We start from the raw sequence: 20646 nt of genomic DNA on the forward strand, positions 1-20646 counted from the left end.
GGATGACGGACATGTCGATGCCCCGCGCGGTGCTACCCCGTAGGGTGACCCGTGCAGCTGGTTCGACCCGTCCGCCAGGCGGGTCGTCGTAAGAGGGAACCCGGTGGGAATCCGGGACTGCCCCGCAGCGGTGAGCGGGAACGACCGCCGTCATACGCACTGGGTCCGACGTACCGGGCCTGGGAAGCGACGGCCAGTAGGTGTCCGCCGGGAGACCGGAGGACGTGCCCGCGAGTCCGAAGACCTGCCGACTGCCCGCGTGCGAACCACTCGCGCGCGGACATCCCGGTGACCTCGTGGGCAGGTCGGCGTGCACACCAGGCGGACGACCGTGCCGAGCGCACCGGGTCGGCCCCGCCCGGATCGTCACCCCTTCGCGTCCTCGTCCCGTCACCAGGGATCTCAGGGATCCATCTCGCGAAGGAGATCTCCGTGACCACCGAGACCGCAGCCGCGGCAGCACGGGCCACCGTGTACGGCTATCCCCGTCAGGGCCCGGACCGGGAGCTGAAGAAGGCGATCGAGGGCTACTGGAAGGGCCGGGTCGACGCCGGGGCGCTGCACGCCACCGCCGCAGGGCTGCGCCGCGACACCTGGCGGCAGCTCGCCGGTGCCGGCCTGCACGAAGTCCCGACCGGCGACTTCTCGTACTACGACCACGTCCTGGACACCACCGTGATGGTCGGTGCGATCCCGGCCCGCCACCGGGCCGCCGTCGACGCCGACGCGCTGGACGGGTACTTCGCCATGGCCCGCGGCACCCAGGACGTGGCGCCGCTGGAGATGACGAAATGGTTCGACACGAATTACCACTACCTGGTGCCGGAGTTGGGTCCCGACACCGTCTTCGGCGCCGACTCCGGCAAGCAGGTCGGCGAACTGCGCGAGGCCCTGGCGCTCGGCCTCGCCGCCCGGCCCGTGCTCGTCGGCCCGGTCACCTACCTGCTGCTGGCCAAGCCCGCGCCGGACGCCCCCGCGGACTTCGAGCCGCTCACCCTGCTGGACCGGCTGCTGCCCGTGTACGCCCACGTCCTCGCCGACCTGCGGGCGGCCGGTGCCGAATGGGTGCAGCTCGACGAACCGGCCCTGGTCCAGGACCGCACCCCCGCCGAGCTGAACGCCGCCGCACGCGCCTACCGTGACCTCGGCGGGCTCACCGACCGTCCGAAGCTGCTGGTGGCCTCCTACTTCGACCGCCTCGGCGACGCGCTGCCGGTGCTGGCCAAGGCACCCGTCGAGGGCCTCGCCCTGGACTTCACCGGGTCCGCCGCCGCCAACCTGGGCGCCCTGGCGGCGGTCGGCGGGCTGCCCGGCAAGCGGCTGGTCGCGGGCGTCGTCAACGGCCGCAACATCTGGGTCAACGACCTCGCCACCTCACTGTCGACGCTCGGCACCCTGCTGGGGCTGGCCGGCCGGGTCGACGTCGCCACCTCCTGCTCCCTGCTCCACGTGCCGCTCGACACCGCGGCCGAGCGCGACATCGAGCCGCAGATCCTGCGCTGGCTGGCGTTCGCGAAGCAGAAGACCGCCGAGGTCGTCACCCTCGCCAGGGGCCTCGCCCGGGGCACCGACACCATCGCCGCCGAACTCGCCGCCAACCGGGCCGACCTCGCCTCCCGTGAGCGCTCCCCCATCACCCGCGACCCGGCGGTCCGCGCCCGTACCGCCGCGGTCACGGCCGCGGACCTGCGCCGTTCCCTGCCCTACCCCGAGCGGGCCGCCGCCCAACGCGCCCACCTCGGGCTGCCGTTGCTGCCGACGACCACCATCGGCTCGTTCCCGCAGACCGGCGAACTGCGCACCGCCCGGGCGGACCTGCGTACCGGACGGATCGACACGGCCGGCTACGAGGAGCGGATCAGGGCCGAGATCCGGGAGGTCGTCTCCTTCCAGGAGAAGTCCGGGATCGACGTCCTGGTGCACGGCGAGGCCGAACGCAACGACATGGTCCAGTACTTCGCCGAACAGCTCACCGGGTACCTGGCCACCCGGCACGGCTGGGTCCAGTCCTACGGCACCCGGTACGTACGGCCGCCGGTCCTGGCGGGTGACATCTCGCGGCCCGAGCCGATGACGGTGCGCTGGACGGCCTACGCCCAGTCCCTCACCGGCCGTCCGGTCAAGGGCATGCTGACCGGGCCGGTCACCATGCTGGCCTGGTCCTTCGTCCGTGACGACCAGCCGCTCGGCGACACCGCCCGCCAGGTCGCCCTCGCCCTGCGCGACGAGGTGAACGACCTTGAGGCCGCGGGTACTTCGGTCATCCAGGTCGACGAACCCGCCCTGCGCGAGACACTCCCGCTGCGGGCCGGGGACCGTCCGGACTATCTCGCGTGGGCGACGGAGTCGTTCCGGCTGACCACCGCGGGGGTCCGGCCACGGACTCAGATCCACACCCACATGTGCTACGCCGAGTTCGGCGACATCGTCCAGGCCATCGACGACCTGGACGCGGACGTCATCAGCCTGGAGGCGGCCCGCTCGCACATGCAGGTCGCCCGCGAACTCGCCGCCCACGGCTACCCGCGCGAGGCCGGACCCGGTGTCTACGACATCCACTCGCCGCGCGTCCCGAGCGCGGAGGAGGCCGCCGGGCTCCTGCGCACCGGCCTGCGGGCGATCCCCGCCGAACGCCTGTGGGTCAATCCCGACTGCGGCCTGAAGACCCGCGGCTGGCCCGAGACCCGCGCCTCCCTGGAGAACCTGGTCAGCGCGGCCCGCACGGTGCGTACGGAACTGTCCGCCTCCTGACCGCCGCGGATCCGCCGGGCCGGGGCACCCTCGGTGCCCCGGCCCGGTCCCGTCACCTCCCGTGCGGCTTCGGCCGGTGGGACTTCCCGCCGCACTTCTTCACGTCGATCCGGACGACCTGCGGGTCGTGGTCGCTCGCCTGGTCGGCGAACTCGGCGTTGATGTGGACGACGTCGTAGTCGAAGCGGGTGATTGCGGGGCTGGTCAGGATGTGGTCCAGGGTCTGGCTGTTGCCGTCGTAGACGTAGCTGTACCGCTCGGACCTCGGAAGGGTGTCGATGAGGTCGGTGAGGTCGTTGCCGTCGTCGGTCAGGGTCCGGACCGCGTCGGAGAACTCGAAGTCGTTCAGGTCTCCGGCGGCCACGATCCGGGCCCGCGGGTCGGCCGCGAGCAGCGACTCGACGAAGGCGTTCTCCTCCTCGGCCTGGAGCCCCCGCTGGGTCTCCGAGGAGCGGGTCGGCTCCTGGTAGCGGCCGTGGACCGGGTCGTCGCCGCCCTTGGAGATGAAGTGGTTGGCGATGACGAAGACGGTCTGCCCCTGGAACTCGAACTCGCCGACGAGGGGCTTGCGGCTGTCCGTCCAGGCGGCGCTCGCCGGGTCGATGCGGCCCGGGGAGGCGGACAGGTGGGCCTGGCCCTTGCGGTCCTTGACCACGGAGACGGGGGTCGTGGAGGGGTCGCCGGCGGCGGCCCGGTCCACGAAGGAGACCCGCTTGGCGTTGAAGAGGAAGACCTGGCGGATGTTGCCGCCGGGCTCGCCACCGTCCTTGTCGTCGACCGGGTCGACGTAGCGCCAGGAGTACTTCGGGCCGCCGGCCGCGACGATCGCCGCGGTGAACTTCTTCAGGGTCGCCTCGGCGGAGACGGTGCCGTCGTCGGTGGCGCCGTTGTCGTCCTGGATCTCCTCCAGGGTGACGATGTCGGGCGAGGAGAGGTTCTTGACGACGCCCTTGCCGAGCCGGGCGAACTTGTCGTCGCCGTCGGTCGGGTCGAGGTTCTCCACGTTGTAGGTGGCGAGCGCCAGTTCGTCGCGGGACTGCTTGCGCGTCACCTCCTGCTTGAGGCCCTTGTCGACGGCCGCGCCGGTGGTGGCGGCGGAGGGCGCGAGCAGGTAGCCGCCGAAGCCGGAGTAGTCGACCGGGCCGGTGGTGGTGCCGGCCAGTTCGTCACCGACGTTGAGGACGGGCGTGGTTCCGTCGGCCGAGACGATCTCGATGCGGCCGGTGTTCTGCTGGTCGTAGCCGCCGTAGAGAGTGCCGCCGCGCCTGGTGGGGTTCTCGTGCGGCTTGGCGGTCACGAACATCTCGCCGTAGCTGTTGGTCGCGCCGACCACGCGGGCGTCGGTGACCGAGGCGCGCATGCCCTCCACGGACTCGTAGAAGTCCTGCGAGTAGACGGCGGGCTGGAGGGTGAGGCCCTCGATGCTGCCGCCGCCGGCCGTGGGGGTGTACTCGGCCGGGATCGTGGAGGCGTCGAGCGCGACCGGGGCCGACAGGGCGTTGCCGGTGGAGAGAGTGGTGGAGACCGGGCTGCCCAGTTCGGTGACCGACTGGGCGGCGGCGGACGGGTAGTACTCCGACACCTTGCCGCTGACCAGGACCGAGTCGCCGACCGAGACGGTGGGCGCGGCGGAGCCAGTGTAGACGAACAGGCCCTCGCTGGTGGCGGGATCGGCGTCCGGGGTGGGGTCCTGGATCCAGTAGCCCTTGCTGCCGGTGGTGCGCACGGCGGTGACGATGCCGGGGACACCCACGACGTTCTGGCCCTTGAGGGGCGAGATACGGGTGCTGCCCTGGATGTCGTGGATACGGAAGGCGCCGGGCTCGGTGGGGCCGCCCGGGCCGCCGCCGGAGCCGCCGCTCGCGGTGTCCCCAGCGCTGTTGGTGGGGGTCGGCGTACCGGCCGTGAAGTCCGCCGAGTTGTCGTCGGTGTCGGTGAGCGAGGCGGCCCGGGACACGGAGGTGGTGTTGCTCGTCGCCGGTGCGCCGGCGCCCTCGCGGACGACGGCGGTGCCGTAGCCGAGGAGGTCCACGACGTTCGCGTCGCCGGTGCAGTCGGCGGCCGTCTTGCAGGTCAGTGCCGTGGTGCCCTTGACCAGGGCCACGGTGCCCGCGGTCGCGGACATCGCGATGGAGCCGGTCGCGTCGGCGGTCGGCAGCGCGGTCGTGCCGCCGGCGCCCGCGCCCTCGCCGACCAGGTAGGTGCCCCCGGCGGGCAGCGCGCCGGTGAGGGGGGTGACCTGCCAGGGCGAGTTGGCGGACGCGGAGGCCGGGAGGTACTGGACGCTGTAACCGTCCAGCGAGTAGGCCGCCGTGGAGCGGTTGGCCAGCTCCACGAAGTCGTTGGTGAGGGTCGCTCCGGAGTTGCCTCCGCCACCGTACGCCTCCGAGATGACCGCGTTCGCCGACGGGGTGGCGAACGCGGCGGGCAGCGGAGCCACGATGACGGCCGCCGTGGCCGCCGCGGCCACGAACGCGGCGCCCGCTACCCGCGATGCGCTGGGTCTGTGAATCTTCACGAGGATGACTCCTTCAACGTCCGCCGGTCGGCCGCCACTTGACGTGCCGTCGGCCGGTGGGATCCATGCGACCGGCTGAGGTTACGCGCGTAGAAATGGCGTAACAAGGGGTGTGCGGTTAAATCTGCGGGTCCAGCGCGGAGCCCTGGGACGCCCTCGGCCGAGGTCGTGTCCGGCGCGGGGCGGGCAGGACCCCGCGGACACGCCTAGCGGAGCAGCCCCGCCGGGCCGAACGCGCGGGGCAGGAAGCGTTCGGCGATGCGGGCGTAGCCGGCCGGGTTCGGGTGCAGGCCGTCGGGGAGGTCGGCGATGTCCCCGGAACCGAAGAGCGTGGTGCCGTCGACGAGGTGCAGACGCCGGTCCCCGACCGCGCGGCGGCGTTCCACGTGCTCGGCCAGCAGTTCCCGTACTCGGGTCAACGTCAGTGCACCCAGGGACAGTTCGGTGGGTCGGTGCAGAGCGTGCACCATCCCGTCGGTGCCCGGCAGCGTGGGTCCCGGCCGGGTTTCGAGGGCCGGGCAGACCAAGGGGCTGATCACGAGGACCGGGGTGTCCGGGTGCCCGTCCCGGACGGTGTCGAGGAAACCGTGGAACGCCGGGACGAAGGCGCGTTCCCGCATGGTGTCGGCGTTCACGACGTTGATGCCCAGTTCGAGGCTGATCGCGTCGGCGGGCAGGTCGCGGATGGCCCGGGCCATGAAGGGGTCGAGGTGGCACTCGCCGCCGAGACCGAGGTTGACCAGGGAGCGGCCCGCGCGCCGGGCCACGATCGCCGGCCAGGTGCCGGTCGGGCGGTCCGCCTCCGAGCACTGGCTGATCGAGCTGCCGTGGTGCACCCACACCGGGCCGCTCGCCGGGGCCGGACGCACCGACGCCCCCTCGGGGATCCGTACGTCGACGAGCAGGGTGGCCCGCGAGTGGGGCAGCCAGATCTCGACCCGGCGCTCACGTGCTCCGGCACCGAGCGAGAACCGCAGGGTGGCCGGTGCGGACGGGTGCTCGTCCATGGCCTCGGTGACGGGGTCGACATGGACGAGGGACTGGTCGCAGGTGGTGACGGGGGCCCGCAGCTCGCCGTCGACGACCAGGTCGAAGACCGCGTCGGACGGCTCGCAGCCCGCCATCACGACCTGGGTGAGCTGGGCGTCCACCTCGACCTCGGTGGCGTCCGTGAGCATCTCCAGCCGTACCCCGGAGGGCATGGAGCCGACGATCCCGTATCCGGTGTCCGCCAGTTGGGCGCGTCCGGCTGCGGGGGCGCGCTGCAGGGCGAAGCCGGCGGGACCGGGGGTCTTCTCCAGTGCTCCGACGACACAGTCGAGCGCGAGGGCGAGGACGGAACGCACGTGGCGGGTCTCCTTGGGAAGCGGTGCGGGAGTGTCCTTCTTCCCCGGATCCCGCCCGTGCGCGCACCGACGCCGCCGACCGGCCGCGGAACACGACGACCGGGCCCGATCCGGGCGTCCCGACCGCCGTCGGGTGCACCGTCCCGACCGCCGTCGCGGACGCCGTCCTGGCAGGATGTCCGTATGGAACGTGTGCTTGGAATCGGTGGGTACTTTCTGCGGGCCGCCGACCCCGCGGCCCTGACCACGTGGTACCGCGACTGCCTGGGCCTGGACACCGACGACCACGGGCTGTGGCGTCAGGAGACCGGGCCCACCGTCTTCGCGGCCTTCGAGTCCGGGACCGACTACTTCGGATCCCGCGCCCAGCAGACCATGCTGAACTTCCGGGTCCGCGACCTGGACGCCATGCTCGCGCAGCTCCGCGCCGCCGGTGCCGACGTGGCCGCGGAGACGCAGGACATGGACGGCGTCGGCCGGTTCGGCTGGGTCACCGACCCGGAGGGCAACCGGATCGAACTGTGGCAGCCCGCCTGACCGTCCGGCAGCCGTAGGGTGCCCCCCGGCCGGTTTCAGTGGTGGTGGCCGTGGCGGCCGAGGGTGTCCACCGGGGTCGCGCCGGGCCGGGTCCACTGGGGCACCGGACGGCTGGTCGGGCCCCAGGTGGCGTTCCCGTCCGCGTCCGAGCGCCAGGACCAGCAGGGGCTGTCCCCCTTGGGCCGGTCCTCCGGGTTGTCCTCCCATGCCTCGCCGCGGCCGTAGGTCGTCATGTCGAGCAGGCCGAGGGACCCGTTGACCCGCTCGTTGCCGCGGCCGGTGGTCGAGTAGGTGAGGAACACCCGGTCGCCGGCGCGCAGGTAGCTGGTGAGGTACCCCATGGGTCCGCCGGCCGGGCCGTCCACACCGCGCACCGAGTACCAGGGCGGGGTGTATCCCATGAACTCGACGTAGGGGGCCACCTCGTCCCAGCCCCCGGTGGTCAGGACGGCGAAGGACACACCGCGGGCGTTGAGGTAGGCGGCGTCCTGGAGGTGCCAGGCCGTGGTGGTGCAGCCCTCGCACTGCCCCTGGTGCGGCGCGCCGTCGTGCCACATGTGCTTGTAGACCACGAGTTCGTCGCGGCCCTGGAAGAGGTCCAGGAACGGCACCGGGCCGTCGGCTCCGACGACCTCCACCGTCCCGTCGAACTCCACCATCGGGAGCCGGCGGCGGGCCGCGGCGATCGCGTCGCCCTCACGGGTGTGGGCCTTCTCCCGGACCAGCAGTTCGTCCCGGGCCGCCTGCCAGGTGGCCAGGTCGACCACGGGCGGCCGGCCGGGACCCGCGGTGGTCGGTTCGTCGGGTGTGGCGGTCATGGCGTCCTCCGAGGTTTCCGGTGCGTCCTGCGACGGTCACGGGGGCAGACTCGCGGCCCGGCCGGAACTCATCGCGGCGGAGGAATCCGGCACGCCCCCGGCCAGGGTGCCGAAGACCGGGGGCCTGCCGGGGCGGGCCGCGGGTAGGCGTACGGCGAGGAGGTGTGCCCGTGTCCGCGTATCCCGACATCCCCGCCCCACCGCCGGACGACCCGGCCGACGCCGAGGAGCGGCGCGTCACGGACGAGCGCAACAGGCGTCTGGCGCGTGCCGGTGTGGCCCGCGCCGAGGAGCTGCTGCTGACGTACTACCGGCTCGGCTCACGCGAGGAGTCCTTCGGGCTGCTGCGCGACGCCTCCCAGCGGTTCAACCTCAAACTGCACACGCTCGCCGCGGCCGTCGTCCGGCTTCCGGCACCCGGGGCGACGGACCCGCGCTGGGTCGCGGGCCGGCCGCACGGGGGGCCGCCGCCGGTGCCCGCCCTGCGCCTGGACGGCACCCGTCCGCTGAGCCAGGGGGCGGTCCTCGATCCCGCGCTGCGGCGCACCCTGCACATCACGGGCACCCGGATGGGCAACGTGCAGCTGGTCGAGAACCGGCTGCTGCGCTTGGTGCGGCACACCGGGCTGAACCAGCGCTTCACCGACTTCTTCACCTTCGTCGACAGCGGCACCACCGCCTGCGCGCAGGCGGCGGAGGAGGCCCGGCAGGTCACCGTGAAGGACGTCGCCGCCTGCGACCTCTTCGACGAACGTTCCCGGGAGACGATCCTCCAGGCCGGCAGCCGCGCCTGTCACAGCGTCCCCCTGGTCAGCCCGAAGGGAGCGGTGGTCGGCATGATCTCCGCGCACCACGAGCACCCGCTGTCCGAGCTCGCGCCGGCCCAGCTGGCCGAACTGGAGCAGCTCGGCCGGGAGGTGGGCCGGTGGCTGCTCTGGCACCACAACACCGTGGTGATCGACGCCCTGAACCACCTGCACGTGCGCGCCGCCGGCCGACGCTGAGCCCCGCACCTGCCCGCCGCGAACCCCGTGGAGTGAGAGCATCCGTTGCATGGACGATGTGGGCGGTCGCGTGGCTCGTTGGGGTGCGGCCCTGCGCCGCACGCCGGTGTCCGTCTGGAACGACGACGTCACGGACTGGGCCGCCGCGCTGACCTACTACGCGGTCCTGGCCCTGTTCCCCGTCCTGCTGGTCATCCTCTCCGTCCTCGGTCTGACCATCCCCACGGCCAAGCCGGAGGTCATCGACCGCATCGCGCAGGCCGCCCCGCTCGCCTCCCGGGCCCTGCTGCGCGGCACGCTGCGGCAGATGGCCGGGCAGTCGTCGGCGGCCTGGACGCTGATCGTCCTGGGCGGGGCGGGTGCGCTGTGGTCGGGGTCCAGCTATCTGAGCGTCTTCCGACGGGCGTTGCACGCCATGCACCGGGTCAGCTCGCAGCGGCCGCTGTGGCGGACCGCGCCCCGCATCATCACCACGGCCCTGGTCCTGATCCTGCTGCTGCTCACCTCGGTGCTGGCGCTGTTCCTCACCGGCAGCCTGGCCGACTTCCTGGGCCGGGCGCTGGATCTCGGTACCGGGCCGCAGGCCGCCTGGCACGCGCTGCGGTGGCCGCTGGTGGTGGCGGTCGCCGTCGTCACGGTCCTGGTCCTGTACCACTCGGGCCCCGAGTCCTCCCGGCCCGTCGGGAAGATGGCACCGGGCGGTGTGCTGGCGGTGGCGCTCCTGCTGGTCGTCTCGCTGGGCTGCACCCTCTACACCTCCCATGTCGGCAGCTACAACCGGTTGTACGGTTCGCTGGGCGGTGTGGTGGTCTTCCTGATCTGGCTGTGGCTGTCCAACCTGGCCCTGCTGGTCGGCGCCCAGTTCAACGCGGAGCTGGCGAAGGCCGCTCAGGAGGAGTGAGACGGCACCGCCGCCCCCGCCGTGTGCCAGTCCAGGCGCAGGACCGCGAGGTCGTCGGTGTGACGGTCCGCGTTGAGGGCGCGGGTGCGGGCGATGAGCCGGTCCAGGTGGGTGCCCGGGTCGGACGTGTGCAGCGTGTCGATGATCCGCAGCAGGCCGTCGACCCCGAGCCGGGCGCCTGAGCCGTCCACGAAGCCCTCGATCAGTCCGTCGGTGTAGGCGATGAGCGCCCCGTCCGCCGGCAGTGCCAGCGTGGTGGCGGGCCAGTCGCCCACTCCGGGTGCTATGCCCAGGGCGATCCCGTGGGCCGCGGCGACCTCCCGCGTTCCGTCGGGGGTGACGATCAGGGGTTCGTGGTGGCCGGCCAGGTGCAGGGTCAGGGTGCCGGCGCCCGGGTCCAGGGTGATCAGCGTGCAGGTGGTGAACAGGTCGCTGCCGGCGCGTTCGGCGATGTGTATCTGCTCCAGCAGACGCAGCAGGCGCTGGTCCCGGTGGCCGCCGAGGGTGAGCGCGCGCCAGGCGATGCGCAGGCAGACGCCGAGCGCGGCGGCGTCCGGGCCGTGCCCGCTGACGTCTCCGATGATCGCGTGGACCTGCCCGTCCCCGGTCTGGACGACGTCGAGGAAGTCGCCGCCCAGCAGGGCCTGGGCCCGGCCGGGGTAGTAGCGGCTGGAGGCGGTGACCGCGGCGGACGACAGCAGGGGTTCGGGCAGCAGGCCGCGTTCCAGACGGGCGTTCTCCTCGGCGCGCAGCTTCCCGATCTGGAGGGCGGCGTTGGCGAGCTCGGCCTGCTTGCGCTGGACGGCGTAACGCAGGGCGCGCTGCATCAGGTCGGGTTCGACCTTGCCCTTGACCAGGTAGTCCTGGGCGCCGAAGGCGAGTGACTCGACTCCGGCGCGGGGCTCGTCCAGGCCGGTCAGGACGATGATGGCGGCGTGCGTGTCGGCCTGGATGGTCGGGATGATCTCCAGTCCCGAGGCGTCGGGCAGGTGCAGGTCGAGCAGGACGCAGTCGACGCGGCCGGCCGCGAGTGCCCGGTGGGCCTCGGCGGCGGTGTGGCACCGGGTCAGGGTGTACGGCAGATCGGTGTCGTGGAGCAGTTCCTCGACCAGGAGGGCGTCTCCGTCGTCGTCCTCCACCAGCAGGACGTCGTACTGCTCGGCGTGCCGCTCGTCGCCGGCTGCGGAGGGACCGGTCACGACTGTGTCTCTCTGTCCGGGACGGCCGTCGGGGCCGCCGGGGCTGACGCGGATACGGCGGGCAGGGTGGGCAGCGTGAACAGGACGCGGGTGCCCGTCGGAGTGTCGGGGTCGATGGAGATGGTGCCGCCGTGGAACTCCACGACCTTCTTGCACATCGCCAGCCCGATGCCGGTGCCCGGATAGGCGTCCTTGGTGTGCAGCCGCTGGAAGATGACGAAGACCTTCTCCTGGAACTCCGGCGCGATCCCGATGCCGTTGTCGCGGACCTCGAACTCCCAGTTCCCCCCGGCCTCGGTCACGCCGAGGTGGATGCGCGGCGGCCGGTCGGGGTGGCGGAACTTGATCGCGTTGGAGAGCAGGTTCTGCAGCAGCATGCCCAGCTGGGTCGCGTCCCCGAGCACGGACGGCAGCGGGTCGTGGGTGATCTCGGCGCCGGTCTCCTCGACGGTCACGCTGAGGTCGCCCAGGGTGGTGTTCAGCACCCTCTCCAGGTCCACGGTCCGCTGCTCGTTGTGGACCCGGCCGACGCGTGAGAAGGCGAGCAGGTCGTTGATGAGGCTCTGCATGCGGTTGGCGCCGTCGACGGCGAAGCCGATGTACTGGTCGGCCTTGTCGTCCAGCTGTCCGCCGTACCGCCGTTGCAGGAGCTGGGTGAAGCTGGACACCTTGCGCAGCGGTTCCTGGAGGTCGTGCGAGGCCACGTAGGCGAACTGCTCCAGTTCGGCGTTCGACCGCTTCAGGTCCTCGGCCTGGTCGTCCAGCAGCCCGCGGGCCTCCTCGCTGAACCGCAGCTCCGCCACCAGGCGCAGGCGCATCGACTCCACGTCGGCGGTGAGCCGTCGCAGGTCGGCGGGGCCGGTGCCGTCCAGGGACCGGTCGAACCGGCCCTGCGTCACGTCACGGACTGCCGAGCCGAGCCTGCCGAGCGGGCCGGTCACCCCGCGTCGCAGGCCCTCGAAGACCAGTCCGGCCACCAGGACGATGACGACGGCTATGACGGCGAACACCCAGTTCCGCAGGGTCACCGCCCGCCGAAGCTGGCGGGTGGCCTCCTCCCGCTCCTGCTCCAGGTGGCTCTGCTGGCGGGTCATCGCGCCTCGCAGCGCGTCGAAGGCGGCCTTGCCCTCGGCGGTGCGTACCGAGGTGATCGTCGCGGCCTCGGTCGGAGAGGCCGTCGAGACGGGTATCGCGATGCGCTGCTGCCAGGTGCCGGCGAGCCGCTCCACCGCGGCCAGGTCGGCGCGGGCCCGGCCGTCGTCGGCGACCAGCGGCCGCAGCCGTCGCAGCGCGGTCTCCTCGCCGGTCACACCCTCGGCGTAGGGCTGCAGGTAGTCCCGGCGGCCGGACAGACCGTAGCCGCGGATGCCGGTCTCCTGGTTGACCAGCGCCTCCTCGACCCGCATCGACTCGATCAGGGCCGGGGACCGCCGGTCCACCAGCGAGGCGGTGATCTGCGAGGTCCGCCACATCGCCCAGGCGCCCAGCGACCCCAGAACCGCCAGGACGACGAGAGTGCAGGCCACACCCACCCGGAGCCAGCGCCGGGTCGTCCAGCCGGCGAACGCGCCATCGGCGCCTGACGGCGTGCTTGTCATAGCGGTGCGCTGCTCCCTAGGCCGGCCGTCCTGGCCGCACCTCGGCGCGCGGCAACCACACTGTACTCGGGAGTCCGACAACGCATGTTGTCCCTTCCCCGATCAACGCCCTAGGGTGAGGCCATGCCCGTCACCTCTCCCTCTCCCGGTCCCGCGGTCGGGGACACGGACGTACTGGTTACCCAGATGGTGGACGAACTCACCCGGCTGCTCACGCTGGCGACCGTCCGGCCGCCCGCGGACCCCGTCGACGGGGCGGGCGAGGCCCGCTGGCATGCTTTGCTGAGGCTGCGGGTACTCGCCGAGGTCAAGCAGACCGTCAGACACCTGGAGGACGAGACGGCGCACGCGGCCGCCGCGAGCGGCGCCGGCTACCCGGAGATCGGCCGGGCGGTGAGCATGAGCCGCCAAGGGGCTCGGCGCCGCTGGCCCGGACTCGTCACCAACAGCACAGACCACTCGCCCCGCCCCACACACCGGAGCTCCTGAATCATGGCTGCCGCCGCAATCCGCCCGTACGACGTGCTGCTGGTCGAGGACGACGTCGCCGACGCGATGCTCATCCAGGACGCGCTCACCGAACGCGGTACGCGCAATCTCACTCAGGTCTCCGACGGTGTCGAGGCCCTGGACTACCTGCGCGACCCGGACAACGAACGCCCCGACCTGATCGTGCTCGACCTGAACATGCCCCGGATGAACGGGCGCGAGTTCCTCGCCGTGGTGAAGGAGGACGCGGAGCTGCGGACCATCCCGATCGTCGTGCTGACCACGTCCGTGGCCCCCGACGACGTCAACGGCGCGTACCACCACCACGCCAACGCGTACGTCACCAAGCCGGTGAACCTGGCGGAGTTCGAGACGGCGGTGCGCAGCATCGACGCCTTCTACCTCGACGTCGCGGTCAAGCCCCCCAAGGCGTAGCGGCTCCCTCGGCGTCCGCCCCACCTCTTACGGAGTGGTGACGTGCGGGCGCGGACGCGCGGCCGACCGGGCGGCCGGGCCTAGCGTGGCCGGTATGCGTGTACTGGTCACCGGCGGTGCCGGGTTCATCGGGTCCCATGTCGTCGAGGCGCTGACTGAGCGCGGGCACGAGGCGGTCGTGTTCGACGTGCGTGCCGATCCGGGCGCCGACGTGCGCAGTCCGGTGGCCGTCGGGCGGGCGCTCGACGGTGTGGACGCGGTCTGCCACCAGGCCGCGATGGTCGGGCTGGGCGTGGGCTTCGGGGACGCCGCGGAGTACGTCTCCCGCAACGATCTCGGTACGGCCGTGCTGCTGGCCGCGATGGCCGAGGCGGGGGTACGGCACCTCGTGCTGGCCGGGTCGATGGTGGTGTACGGCGAGGGCCGCTACGAGTGTCCGAGCCACGGTGTCGTACGACCCGGGCCGCGCGCGGTCACCGACCTGGAGGCGGGGAGGTTCGAGCCGCGGTGTCCGGTGTGCGGTGCCGATCTGGCACCGGGGCTGGTCGCCGAGGACGCGCCCACGGATCCGCGGAACGTGTACGCGACCACCAAGCTGGCCCAGGAGCACCTGGCCGCCGCCTGGGCCAGGTCGACGGGCGGGACGGCGGTGTCGCTGCGCTACCACAACGTGTACGGGCCCGGGATGCCGCGTGACACCCCCTATGCGGGCGTGGCGGCGTTCTTCCGCTCGGCGCTGGCCAGGGGTGAGGCACCCCGGGTGTTCGAGGACGGCCGGCAGCGCCGGGACTTCGTGCACGTCCGGGACGTGGCCGCCGCGAACGCGGTGGCCCTGGAGGCCCGGCCCGAGCCGGGCGCGCTGACCGCCTACAACACCGGCAGCGGCGAGCCGCACACCGTCGGCGAGATGGCCCGCGCGCTGGCCGACGCCCATGGCGGGCCCGAACCGGAGGTCACCGGGGAGTTCCGGCTGGGGGACGTACGGCACATCACCGCCGACTCCGCACGGCTGCGGGCCGACCTGGGCTGGAAGCCCGAGGTCGGGTTCGCGGACGGGATGCGGGAGTTCGCGCGGGCGGGGATGCGGGGCGCGTAGGGCCCGTCGCGACGGGTCCGGCGTTCGCCCGGACGGACCGGTGGTGCTGCCCGCGATCAGGAAGCGGCGGCGGGCAGCACCACCTCGAACCGGCAGCCACCGGGAATGTTGTGCACGGTGGCACGCCCCTGGTGGGCCTCCACGATCCCGCGCACGATGGCGAGGCCGAGTCCCGCTCCGGCCGGGGGCGTCCGGGCGTGGCTGCCGCGCCAGCCCGTGTCGAAGACACGCGGCAGGTCCTCCTCGGGGATGCCGCCGCAGCCGTCCGTGACGGACAGCACGACCCCCTCGGGTCCGCGTCCGGCGGCGACCGCGACCGTGCCGTCGGGCGGTGTCCGGCGGATCGCGTTCACCAGCAGATTGCCCAGCACCCGGCTCATCTCCTTGCCGTCCACTTCCACGGGCACCGGCTCCACCAGGTCGCCGACCAGCCGTACGCCCTGGGCGCGGGCGAGCGGGTCGGCTCCCGCGAGAGCGTCACCGACCAGGTCGTACAGGGACATCCGGCTCGGGCTCAGCGCCAGCGCCCCGGCGTGGATGCGGGAGAGCTCGAAGAGGTCGCCGACCATGTCGTTGAGGCGCTCGACCTCGGTGCGGATCTGCTTGAGGTAGCGGTCCGGGTCGGTGGCGACCCCGTCCTCCAGCGCCTCCGACATGGCACGCAGACCGGCCAGCGGGGTGCGCAGGTCGTGCGAGATCCAGGCCACCAGCTCCCGGCGTGAGGTCTCCAACGCCCGTTCCCGCCGACGGGATTCGGCGAGCTTCGCGCTGGTGGCCGCCAGCTCGCGGCTCACCTGGGCCAGTTCGGCGGTGGCCGGGGCGGGCGGCGCCGCGAAGTCGCCCTCCTCGCCGAACGATCGTGCCGCCAGGGCGAGTTCACGGCTGCGGGCGCCCACCCAGCGGCCCAGTATCAGCGCGCTGCCGAGCGAGACCACGGCCGCCATCGCGACCACCGTCGTCACCACCGACAGGTCGTGCGAGGAGAGGAACATCGCCCAGGCGACGGCCAGCGTGCCGGCCAGCATCGCGACCACGCCCACGGCGGCGACCACGGCGATGGACGCGGTGAGCGAGCGGCGCCGGAGCAGGCGCAGGGCTGCCGCCCCGGCCAGGCCGGTGAGGGCGGCGCCGCCCAGCGCGTACAGGGCGATCAGGAGGGTGTCGCGCATGTCAGCCGGCCTCCCGTCCGTCGCCCTCGGGGTCGAACCGGTAGCCGACGCCCCACACCGTCTGGATCAGGCAGGGCCGGGCCGGATCGTCCTCGACCTTGGCGCGCAGTCTGCGGACGTGGACCGTCACGGTGGACAGATCACCGAAGTCCCAGCCCCAGACCTCGCGCATCAGGTCCTCCCTGCCGAAGGCCCGGCCGGGGTTCCGCAGGAAGAAGGCGAGGAGGTCGAACTCACGCAGGGTGAGGGCGAGTTCGGCGCCGTTCCGGGTGGCCCGGCGGGCGTTCGGATCGAGGGTGAGGCCGGCCGTGGTCAGGGAGTGCGCGGCGGGCGCGGGGCGGGCGCGGCGCAGCACCGACTCGACGCGCAGGACCAGTTCGCGGGGGCTGAAGGGCTTGGTGACGTAGTCGTCGGCGCCGACCTCCAGGCCCAGGATCCGGTCGTCCTCGTCACCGCGCGCGGTGAGCATGATGACCGGGACGGGGGCGCGGCCGCGCAGCCGCCGGCAGACCTCCAGGCCGTCCATACCGGGCAGCATCAGGTCCAGGACCACCAGGTCCGGCCAGTTGGCCGCGGCCCGGGCCAGGGCGGCGGGACCGTCGCCGGCGTGGTCGACCAGGTACCCGGCACGGTCGAGGTACCCGGTGACGACCTCGGCGACGGTCGGGTCGTCGTCGACGACCAGGACCCGGACGGCCACGGCGGCGGCCCCGGCCCGGTCCTCGGTGAGCTCGTACGGCTGATGCATGGCTCCACCCTCGCACCGGGCCGTCGCGCATGTCGCACCCGAGGGTCGCCTGGGCTGCGACGTCCGCGTTTCGTAAGGTGCCGACGCCCGTTATGCCCGGTTCGCATTCGTAGGGTGACAGCGTGACCACCTCACCAACCTCCCCGACGCCGGACGTGGACGTCGTCCTCCCGTGCCTGAACGAGGCCGCCGCCCTGCCCTGGGTGCTCGACCGGATCCCGGCGGGCTGGCGGGCCCTCGTGGTGGACAACGGTTCCACGGACGGCTCGGCGGACATCGCCCGGGCGCTCGGTGCGACCGTCGTCCACGAGGCGCGGCGCGGCTTCGGCGCGGCGTGCCACGCGGGACTGACCGCGGCGACCGCCGACATCGTCTGCTTCTGCGACTGCGACGCCTCGCTGGATCCCGGACTGCTGGTGCCGTTCGTGCGGGAAGTCCTCGACGGCGAGGCGGACCTGGTGCTCGGCCGACGACGGCCGCAGGGCCGGGGGGCGTGGCCGGCGCACGCCCGGGCCGGGAACCTGGCGCTGGCCCGGATGCTGCGGCAGCGGACCGGGCTGCGGCTGCACGACCTCGGCCCGTTGCGGGCGGCCCGCCGGGAGGCACTGCTCGGGCTGTCGCTCGACGACCGGCGCAGCGGTTATCCGCTCCAGATGGTGGTGCGGGCGGCGGACGCGGGCTGGCGGATCGCCGAGCACGGCGTGCCGTACCTGCCGCGCACCGGTACGTCCAAGGTGACCGGTACCTGGCGCGGCACCTGGCAGGCGGTGCGGGACATGAGCCGGGTGCTGAAGGAGCCGCCCCGGGTGCCGGCCGGCGGGGACTGGTCGCGCGGTTCCCCGCGCCCCTGACCGGGTGCTCCGCCCGCCGTTCCCTCCAGTCCGGCCACGGGCTCGCGGTCGCGTCCCGCCCGGAACCCGGAGCGCGGACGGCACGGAGCGCGGGAGGCACGGAGCACGGAAGTCCCGGAATCCGGAGCACGGAGCCCGCAAGTCCCGGCGCACGGAAGTCCCGGAGCCCGGAAGTCCCGGGGACCCAGCCCCACCACCACTCAAGGACGTCCCATGACCACCCTCCTCGTCATCGCCAAGGAACCCCGGCCCGGCCGGGTCAAGACCCGGCTCACCCCGCCGTTCTCGCCCGAGCAGGCCGCCGCGCTCGCCGAGGCGCTGCTCGCCGACACCCTGCGCGCCGTGGCCGAGTCCCCCGCCACCCGCCGCGTGCTGGTGCTCGACGGAAGCCCCGGCCCCTGGCTGCCGCCCGGCTTCGACGTCGTACCGCAGTGCGCGGGCGGTCTCGACGCGCGTCTCGCCGACGCCTTCGGCCACTGCGAGGGCCCGGCCCTGCTCATCGGGATGGACACTCCGCAGGTCACCCCGGCCCTGCTCACCGTGGACTTCGCGGACCACGACGCGTACTTCGGTCCCGCCGACGACGGCGGCTTCTGGGCGCTGGGGCTCGCCGACCCGGACCCCGCGCTGCTGCTCGGGGTGCCGATGTCGAGCCCGGAGACCGGCGCGGTCCAGCGGCGGCGGCTGGTCGCCGCCGGGCTGCGGGTCGGCGACCTGCCGCGGCTGCGGGACGTGGACACCGCCGCGGACGCGGCCGCCGTCGCCGCCCTCGCCCCGCACGGCCGCTTCGCCGCCCGGCTGGACCGGTACACCGCGCAGGGCGGGACGGCCCGCCGATGACCACCTCGCCGCCTCTCGCCTGGACCGGCGCCGACCCCTACGCCACCGCCCTGCGCACCGGCCGGGGCCCGCTGTTCCTGCGCCGCACCGACGGGTGGCTGCTGCCCCTGGAGGTCGAACGCTGGTGCGCGCGGGCCGACCCGGTCGACCGGCGGGTCCTGGACCGCTGCGAGGGAGCCGTCCTCGACGTCGGCTGCGGTCCCGGGCGGCTGGTCGCCGAACTCGCCGCCCGGGGCCGTACCGCCCTCGGCATCGACGTCAGCGCGGCCGCCGTCGACCACACCGTCCGTCTCGGCGGTCAGGCGCTGCGCCGCTCGGTCTTCGAGCCGCTGCCCGGCGAGGGCCGCTGGGGCACCGTCCTGCTGATGGACGGCAACGTCGGGATCGGCGGCGACCCGCGCGGCCTGCTCGACCGGTCGGCTGAACTCCTCGCCCCCGGTGGCCTGCTCATCGTCGAGACCGCCCCCGTGGACGTCGACGAACGCGCCCGGGTACGCCTGACCGACGCCCAGGAGGCGGTCGGTGCCCCCTTCCTGTGGGCGCGGCTCGGCACCGCCGCCCTGCTGCGGTACGCGCGGGGCTGGGAACCGGCCGGTCAGTGGGCGGACGGCGGGAGGCGCTTCGCCGCCCTGCGCCGCCGGCCCGCGAGCAGCAGCGCCGAACCGCCGAAGAGCACGGCGGTGATCAGCAGCCAGCGGGTCAGGAAACCGTCCGCGGAGCGGCCGGTGGCCGACCGGTAGTGCTCGGCCACCATCCCGCTGATCAGCGGGAACCACACCAGCAGGAGCAGTGCGGAGAGCGCGGCCGGGACGCGGACGTACATCGCCCACTCCCGGCGGCCCACGGCGCCGAGCCCGCCCAGGGTCACCCGGTCGGCGAGCGAGTACAGCGGCAGCAGCACGAGGTCGTGCAGCAGGGCGGCGCCCACCACCCACAGGGCCACGCCGAGCCAGTCGCCGGACAGCAGCCGTAGACCGGCGTATACGGCGAGCGCGAACGAGCAGGCCAGCAGAAGGAGTTGCAGGGGGCTGCCGAGGACGGGACGTCGTCGCATCACAGGTCTCCGAAGGTGAGCCGGGCCACCCACTTGGTGTTGAGCACACCGGGCGCGGCGGGCACGATCACGCGCGCCGGATAGCCGTGGTCGGGGGACAGGTCCTCGCCGTTCACCGTCAGGGCGAGCAGGGAGCGCGGGTCGGCGACCTGGTTGGCGCGCAGGGCCGCCCGGCGGAAGGCGCCGTGCAGTTGGAGCGACTCGACCATGACGTCCGGCGGGTCGCCGTCGTGGCCCACGAGAGCCGCGAGATCCCGCAGCCGCACGCCTCGCCACCACTGGTCGGCGGTGGACCAGCCCTCGACGCAGGCGATGGGCAGCGCGGCACTGTGCAGGGGCAGTCGGAGGAGTTCGGCGCGGCTGAGACGGACCGTCCGGCCGTCCCGTCCCACGACGGTCAGACGCCAGGCCTCGCCGCCGGTCACCCTGGCGTCGATGCCGGCGTAGGCGGCCGTCTTGTTGATCTGGAAGCCGTTCGGGCCGCTGCCGGGGTCGGCTCCGCCGTGCGGTGCCAGCAGGGCGGTGCGCCGCAGCGCGCCTCCGATGCTCTGCCCGGCGGTGGTGACGAGGAGGAGCAGGGAGGCGCCCCCGACGAACCACAGTGCCCCGCGCCGGGACACGGTCGGCGCGTCGGGACGTACGGCCGCCAGCTCGGCCTCGTCCCGCCGCCGTTGCCGGACCGCCCTGAGCGCGGCCGGGGTCTTCAGGGCCGCGTGCGCCAGGAACGCGGCGAAGAACACCCAGGCGCCGTAGAAGTGCAGGGGGTAGAAGGAGCCGGGGAAGACGTAGTCGAGCTGGACGTTGAGGACGCCGGTGGTGAACTCGAACAGGCCGCCGCCGACCAGCAGCAGCAGCGAGATCCGCTCCAGCGCGTGGACGAGCGAGCGGGCCGGGGGCAGCGTGAACAGCTTCGGCACCACCGACCACAGCTTGGCGAGCAGCACCGGGATCAGGGTGACGCCGAGGGTGACGTGCAGGCCCTGGGTGAAGCGGTAGAGCCAGGACGGGTCGGTCGGCCACGAGAAGAGGTAGAAGCCGAGGATTCCCTTGTCCGGGGTCTGGTCGTTCACCGGGGCCAGGTCGGGGTTGTACGCGGCGTACGACACCAGACCGGTGACGAACAGCACGGTGATCCCGCCGAGCAGTACGAGGCCGAGCACCGCGGTGAACCAGGTGCCTCGCAGCGGGCTGCGCCAGAAACCGGGTGAGGTGGGAAGCCGTGGGTCGTCGTGTCGCATGGTCAGACCGTAGGCCGGGAGAACCCCCGGAACGGGTGCGCGACCCATGACGAA

The 20646-nt window shown here is 73.2% G+C and carries 18 protein-coding genes and 1 riboswitch; of the genes, 10 read left to right on the top strand and 8 right to left on the bottom strand.

The genetic code is table 11. The features are described from left to right. The first annotated feature begins 41 nt into the window (after positions 1-41). Positions 42-267, top strand: a riboswitch (cobalamin riboswitch). A gap of 165 nt (positions 268-432) precedes the next feature. After that, a complete protein-coding gene (metE, locus tag ACFY3I_RS03320; protein ID WP_390859105.1) occupies positions 433-2751 on the top strand; it encodes a 5-methyltetrahydropteroyltriglutamate--homocysteine S-methyltransferase in 2319 nt (772 codons plus the stop codon). Positions 2752-2803: 52 nt separating this feature from the next. On the opposite strand, the gene ACFY3I_RS03325 is transcribed toward metE, so the two are convergent. Both ACFY3I_RS03325 and ACFY3I_RS03330 read right to left on the bottom strand, forming a co-directional pair. Beyond that, complete coding sequence (locus ACFY3I_RS03325) at positions 2804-5269, bottom strand: endonuclease/exonuclease/phosphatase family protein (RefSeq protein WP_390859106.1); 2466 nt, start codon at positions 5267-5269, stop codon at positions 2804-2806. A gap of 206 nt (positions 5270-5475) precedes the next feature. Next, positions 5476-6615, bottom strand: coding sequence for an SGNH/GDSL hydrolase family protein (locus tag ACFY3I_RS03330; RefSeq protein WP_390859107.1), 1140 nt, complete (start codon positions 6613-6615; stop codon positions 5476-5478). Positions 6616-6798: 183 nt separating this feature from the next. Here ACFY3I_RS03330 and ACFY3I_RS03335 point away from each other — a divergent pair, with 183 nt between their 5' ends. Continuing rightward, the gene (locus ACFY3I_RS03335; RefSeq protein ID WP_390859108.1) at positions 6799-7152 is read left to right on the top strand and encodes a VOC family protein; all 354 of its coding nucleotides are present in this window, start codon (positions 6799-6801) and stop codon (positions 7150-7152) included. Between the two features lie 35 nt (positions 7153-7187). Here ACFY3I_RS03335 and ACFY3I_RS03340 read toward each other — a convergent pair whose 3' ends face one another. Further along, positions 7188-7970: a DUF899 family protein gene (locus ACFY3I_RS03340; protein ID WP_390859109.1), complete on the bottom strand. Its 783-nt coding sequence runs from the start codon at positions 7968-7970 to the stop codon at positions 7188-7190. A gap of 170 nt (positions 7971-8140) precedes the next feature. Here ACFY3I_RS03340 and ACFY3I_RS03345 point away from each other — a divergent pair, with 170 nt between their 5' ends. Together ACFY3I_RS03345 and ACFY3I_RS03350 are read left to right on the top strand one after the other, a co-directional pair. Beyond that, positions 8141-8974, top strand: coding sequence for an ANTAR domain-containing protein (locus tag ACFY3I_RS03345; protein ID WP_390859110.1), 834 nt, complete (start codon positions 8141-8143; stop codon positions 8972-8974). 49 nt (positions 8975-9023) lie between these two features. Beyond that, positions 9024-9875 carry a YihY/virulence factor BrkB family protein gene (locus tag ACFY3I_RS03350; RefSeq protein WP_390859111.1) on the top strand — a complete coding sequence of 284 codons (852 nt, stop codon included), beginning with the start codon at positions 9024-9026 and terminating at the stop codon, positions 9873-9875. Here ACFY3I_RS03350 and ACFY3I_RS03355 read toward each other — a convergent pair. After that, a complete protein-coding gene (locus tag ACFY3I_RS03355) occupies positions 9863-11074 on the bottom strand; it encodes a PP2C family protein-serine/threonine phosphatase (RefSeq protein WP_390859112.1) in 1212 nt (403 codons plus the stop codon). The two genes, ACFY3I_RS03350 and ACFY3I_RS03355, sit on opposite strands and share 13 nt — an antisense overlap. Continuing rightward, complete coding sequence (locus ACFY3I_RS03360; protein ID WP_390859113.1) at positions 11071-12672, bottom strand: ATP-binding protein; 1602 nt, start codon at positions 12670-12672, stop codon at positions 11071-11073. Before ACFY3I_RS03360 ends, ACFY3I_RS03355 begins: the two co-directional genes overlap by 4 nt. A gap of 123 nt (positions 12673-12795) precedes the next feature. On the opposite strand from ACFY3I_RS03360, the gene ACFY3I_RS03365 reads away from it, so the two are divergent. The 3 genes from ACFY3I_RS03365 (at position 12796) to ACFY3I_RS03375 (ending at position 14692) form a co-directional block, all read left to right on the top strand. Beyond that, the gene (locus ACFY3I_RS03365; RefSeq protein ID WP_390859114.1) at positions 12796-13161 is read left to right on the top strand and encodes a hypothetical protein; all 366 of its coding nucleotides are present in this window, start codon (positions 12796-12798) and stop codon (positions 13159-13161) included. 3 nt (positions 13162-13164) lie between these two features. Continuing rightward, positions 13165-13596 (top strand): response regulator, encoded by a 432-nt coding sequence (locus ACFY3I_RS03370; RefSeq protein WP_365291820.1) that lies wholly within the window; start codon positions 13165-13167, stop codon positions 13594-13596. Positions 13597-13690: 94 nt separating this feature from the next. Then, a complete protein-coding gene (locus ACFY3I_RS03375) occupies positions 13691-14692 on the top strand; it encodes an NAD-dependent epimerase/dehydratase family protein (protein WP_390859115.1) in 1002 nt (333 codons plus the stop codon). Between the two features lie 56 nt (positions 14693-14748). On the opposite strand, the gene ACFY3I_RS03380 is transcribed toward ACFY3I_RS03375, so the two are convergent. Beyond that, positions 14749-15861, bottom strand: a complete 1113-nt coding sequence (locus ACFY3I_RS03380) for a sensor histidine kinase (RefSeq protein ID WP_390859116.1) — start codon at positions 15859-15861, stop codon at positions 14749-14751. Between the two features lies 1 nt (position 15862). Further along, positions 15863-16609, bottom strand: a complete 747-nt coding sequence (locus ACFY3I_RS03385; protein WP_365291824.1) for a response regulator transcription factor — start codon at positions 16607-16609, stop codon at positions 15863-15865. 122 nt (positions 16610-16731) lie between these two features. Here ACFY3I_RS03385 and ACFY3I_RS03390 point away from each other — a divergent pair, with 122 nt between their 5' ends. The 3 genes from ACFY3I_RS03390 (at position 16732) to ACFY3I_RS03400 (ending at position 19040) form a co-directional block, all read left to right on the top strand. After that, positions 16732-17460 (top strand): glycosyltransferase family 2 protein, encoded by a 729-nt coding sequence (locus tag ACFY3I_RS03390; RefSeq protein WP_365291826.1) that lies wholly within the window; start codon positions 16732-16734, stop codon positions 17458-17460. A gap of 213 nt (positions 17461-17673) precedes the next feature. After that, a complete protein-coding gene (locus ACFY3I_RS03395) occupies positions 17674-18300 on the top strand; it encodes a DUF2064 domain-containing protein (protein WP_390859117.1) in 627 nt (208 codons plus the stop codon). Continuing rightward, entirely contained in the window at positions 18297-19040 is a 744-nt protein-coding gene (locus ACFY3I_RS03400) for a class I SAM-dependent methyltransferase (protein ID WP_390859118.1), read from the top strand. The genes ACFY3I_RS03395 and ACFY3I_RS03400 overlap by 4 nt, the downstream gene beginning before the upstream one ends. Positions 19041-19353: 313 nt before the next feature. On the opposite strand, the gene ACFY3I_RS03405 is transcribed toward ACFY3I_RS03400, so the two are convergent. Beyond that, on the bottom strand, positions 19354-20640 hold the full coding sequence (locus ACFY3I_RS03405) for a molybdopterin-dependent oxidoreductase (RefSeq protein ID WP_390859119.1): 1287 nt from the start codon (positions 20638-20640) through the stop codon (positions 19354-19356). Positions 20641-20646: the final 6 nt, after the last annotated feature.

The organism is Streptomyces sp. NPDC001068 (assembly GCF_042897315.1).
In the GTDB taxonomy this organism is placed as follows: Bacteria; Actinomycetota; Actinomycetes; order Streptomycetales; family Streptomycetaceae; genus Streptomyces.

Coding starts and splice junctions, on each gene's coding strand:
- ACFY3I_RS03335 (WP_390859108.1), top strand. CDS start 6,799: ATGGAACGTGTGCTTGGAATCGGTGGGTACTTTCTGCGGGCCGCCGAC.
- ACFY3I_RS03340 (WP_390859109.1), bottom strand. CDS start 7,970: ATGACCGCCACACCCGACGAACCGACCACCGCGGGTCCCGGCCGGCCG.
- ACFY3I_RS03350 (WP_390859111.1), top strand. CDS start 9,024: ATGGACGATGTGGGCGGTCGCGTGGCTCGTTGGGGTGCGGCCCTGCGC.
- ACFY3I_RS03360 (WP_390859113.1), bottom strand. CDS start 12,672: ATGACAAGCACGCCGTCAGGCGCCGATGGCGCGTTCGCCGGCTGGACG.
- ACFY3I_RS03365 (WP_390859114.1), top strand. CDS start 12,796: ATGCCCGTCACCTCTCCCTCTCCCGGTCCCGCGGTCGGGGACACGGAC.
- ACFY3I_RS03370 (WP_365291820.1), top strand. CDS start 13,165: ATGGCTGCCGCCGCAATCCGCCCGTACGACGTGCTGCTGGTCGAGGAC.
- ACFY3I_RS03375 (WP_390859115.1), top strand. CDS start 13,691: ATGCGTGTACTGGTCACCGGCGGTGCCGGGTTCATCGGGTCCCATGTC.
- ACFY3I_RS03380 (WP_390859116.1), bottom strand. CDS start 15,861: ATGCGCGACACCCTCCTGATCGCCCTGTACGCGCTGGGCGGCGCCGCC.
- ACFY3I_RS03385 (WP_365291824.1), bottom strand. CDS start 16,609: ATGCATCAGCCGTACGAGCTCACCGAGGACCGGGCCGGGGCCGCCGCC.
- ACFY3I_RS03395 (WP_390859117.1), top strand. CDS start 17,674: ATGACCACCCTCCTCGTCATCGCCAAGGAACCCCGGCCCGGCCGGGTC.
- ACFY3I_RS03400 (WP_390859118.1), top strand. CDS start 18,297: ATGACCACCTCGCCGCCTCTCGCCTGGACCGGCGCCGACCCCTACGCC.
- ACFY3I_RS03405 (WP_390859119.1), bottom strand. CDS start 20,640: ATGGGTCGCGCACCCGTTCCGGGGGTTCTCCCGGCCTACGGTCTGACC.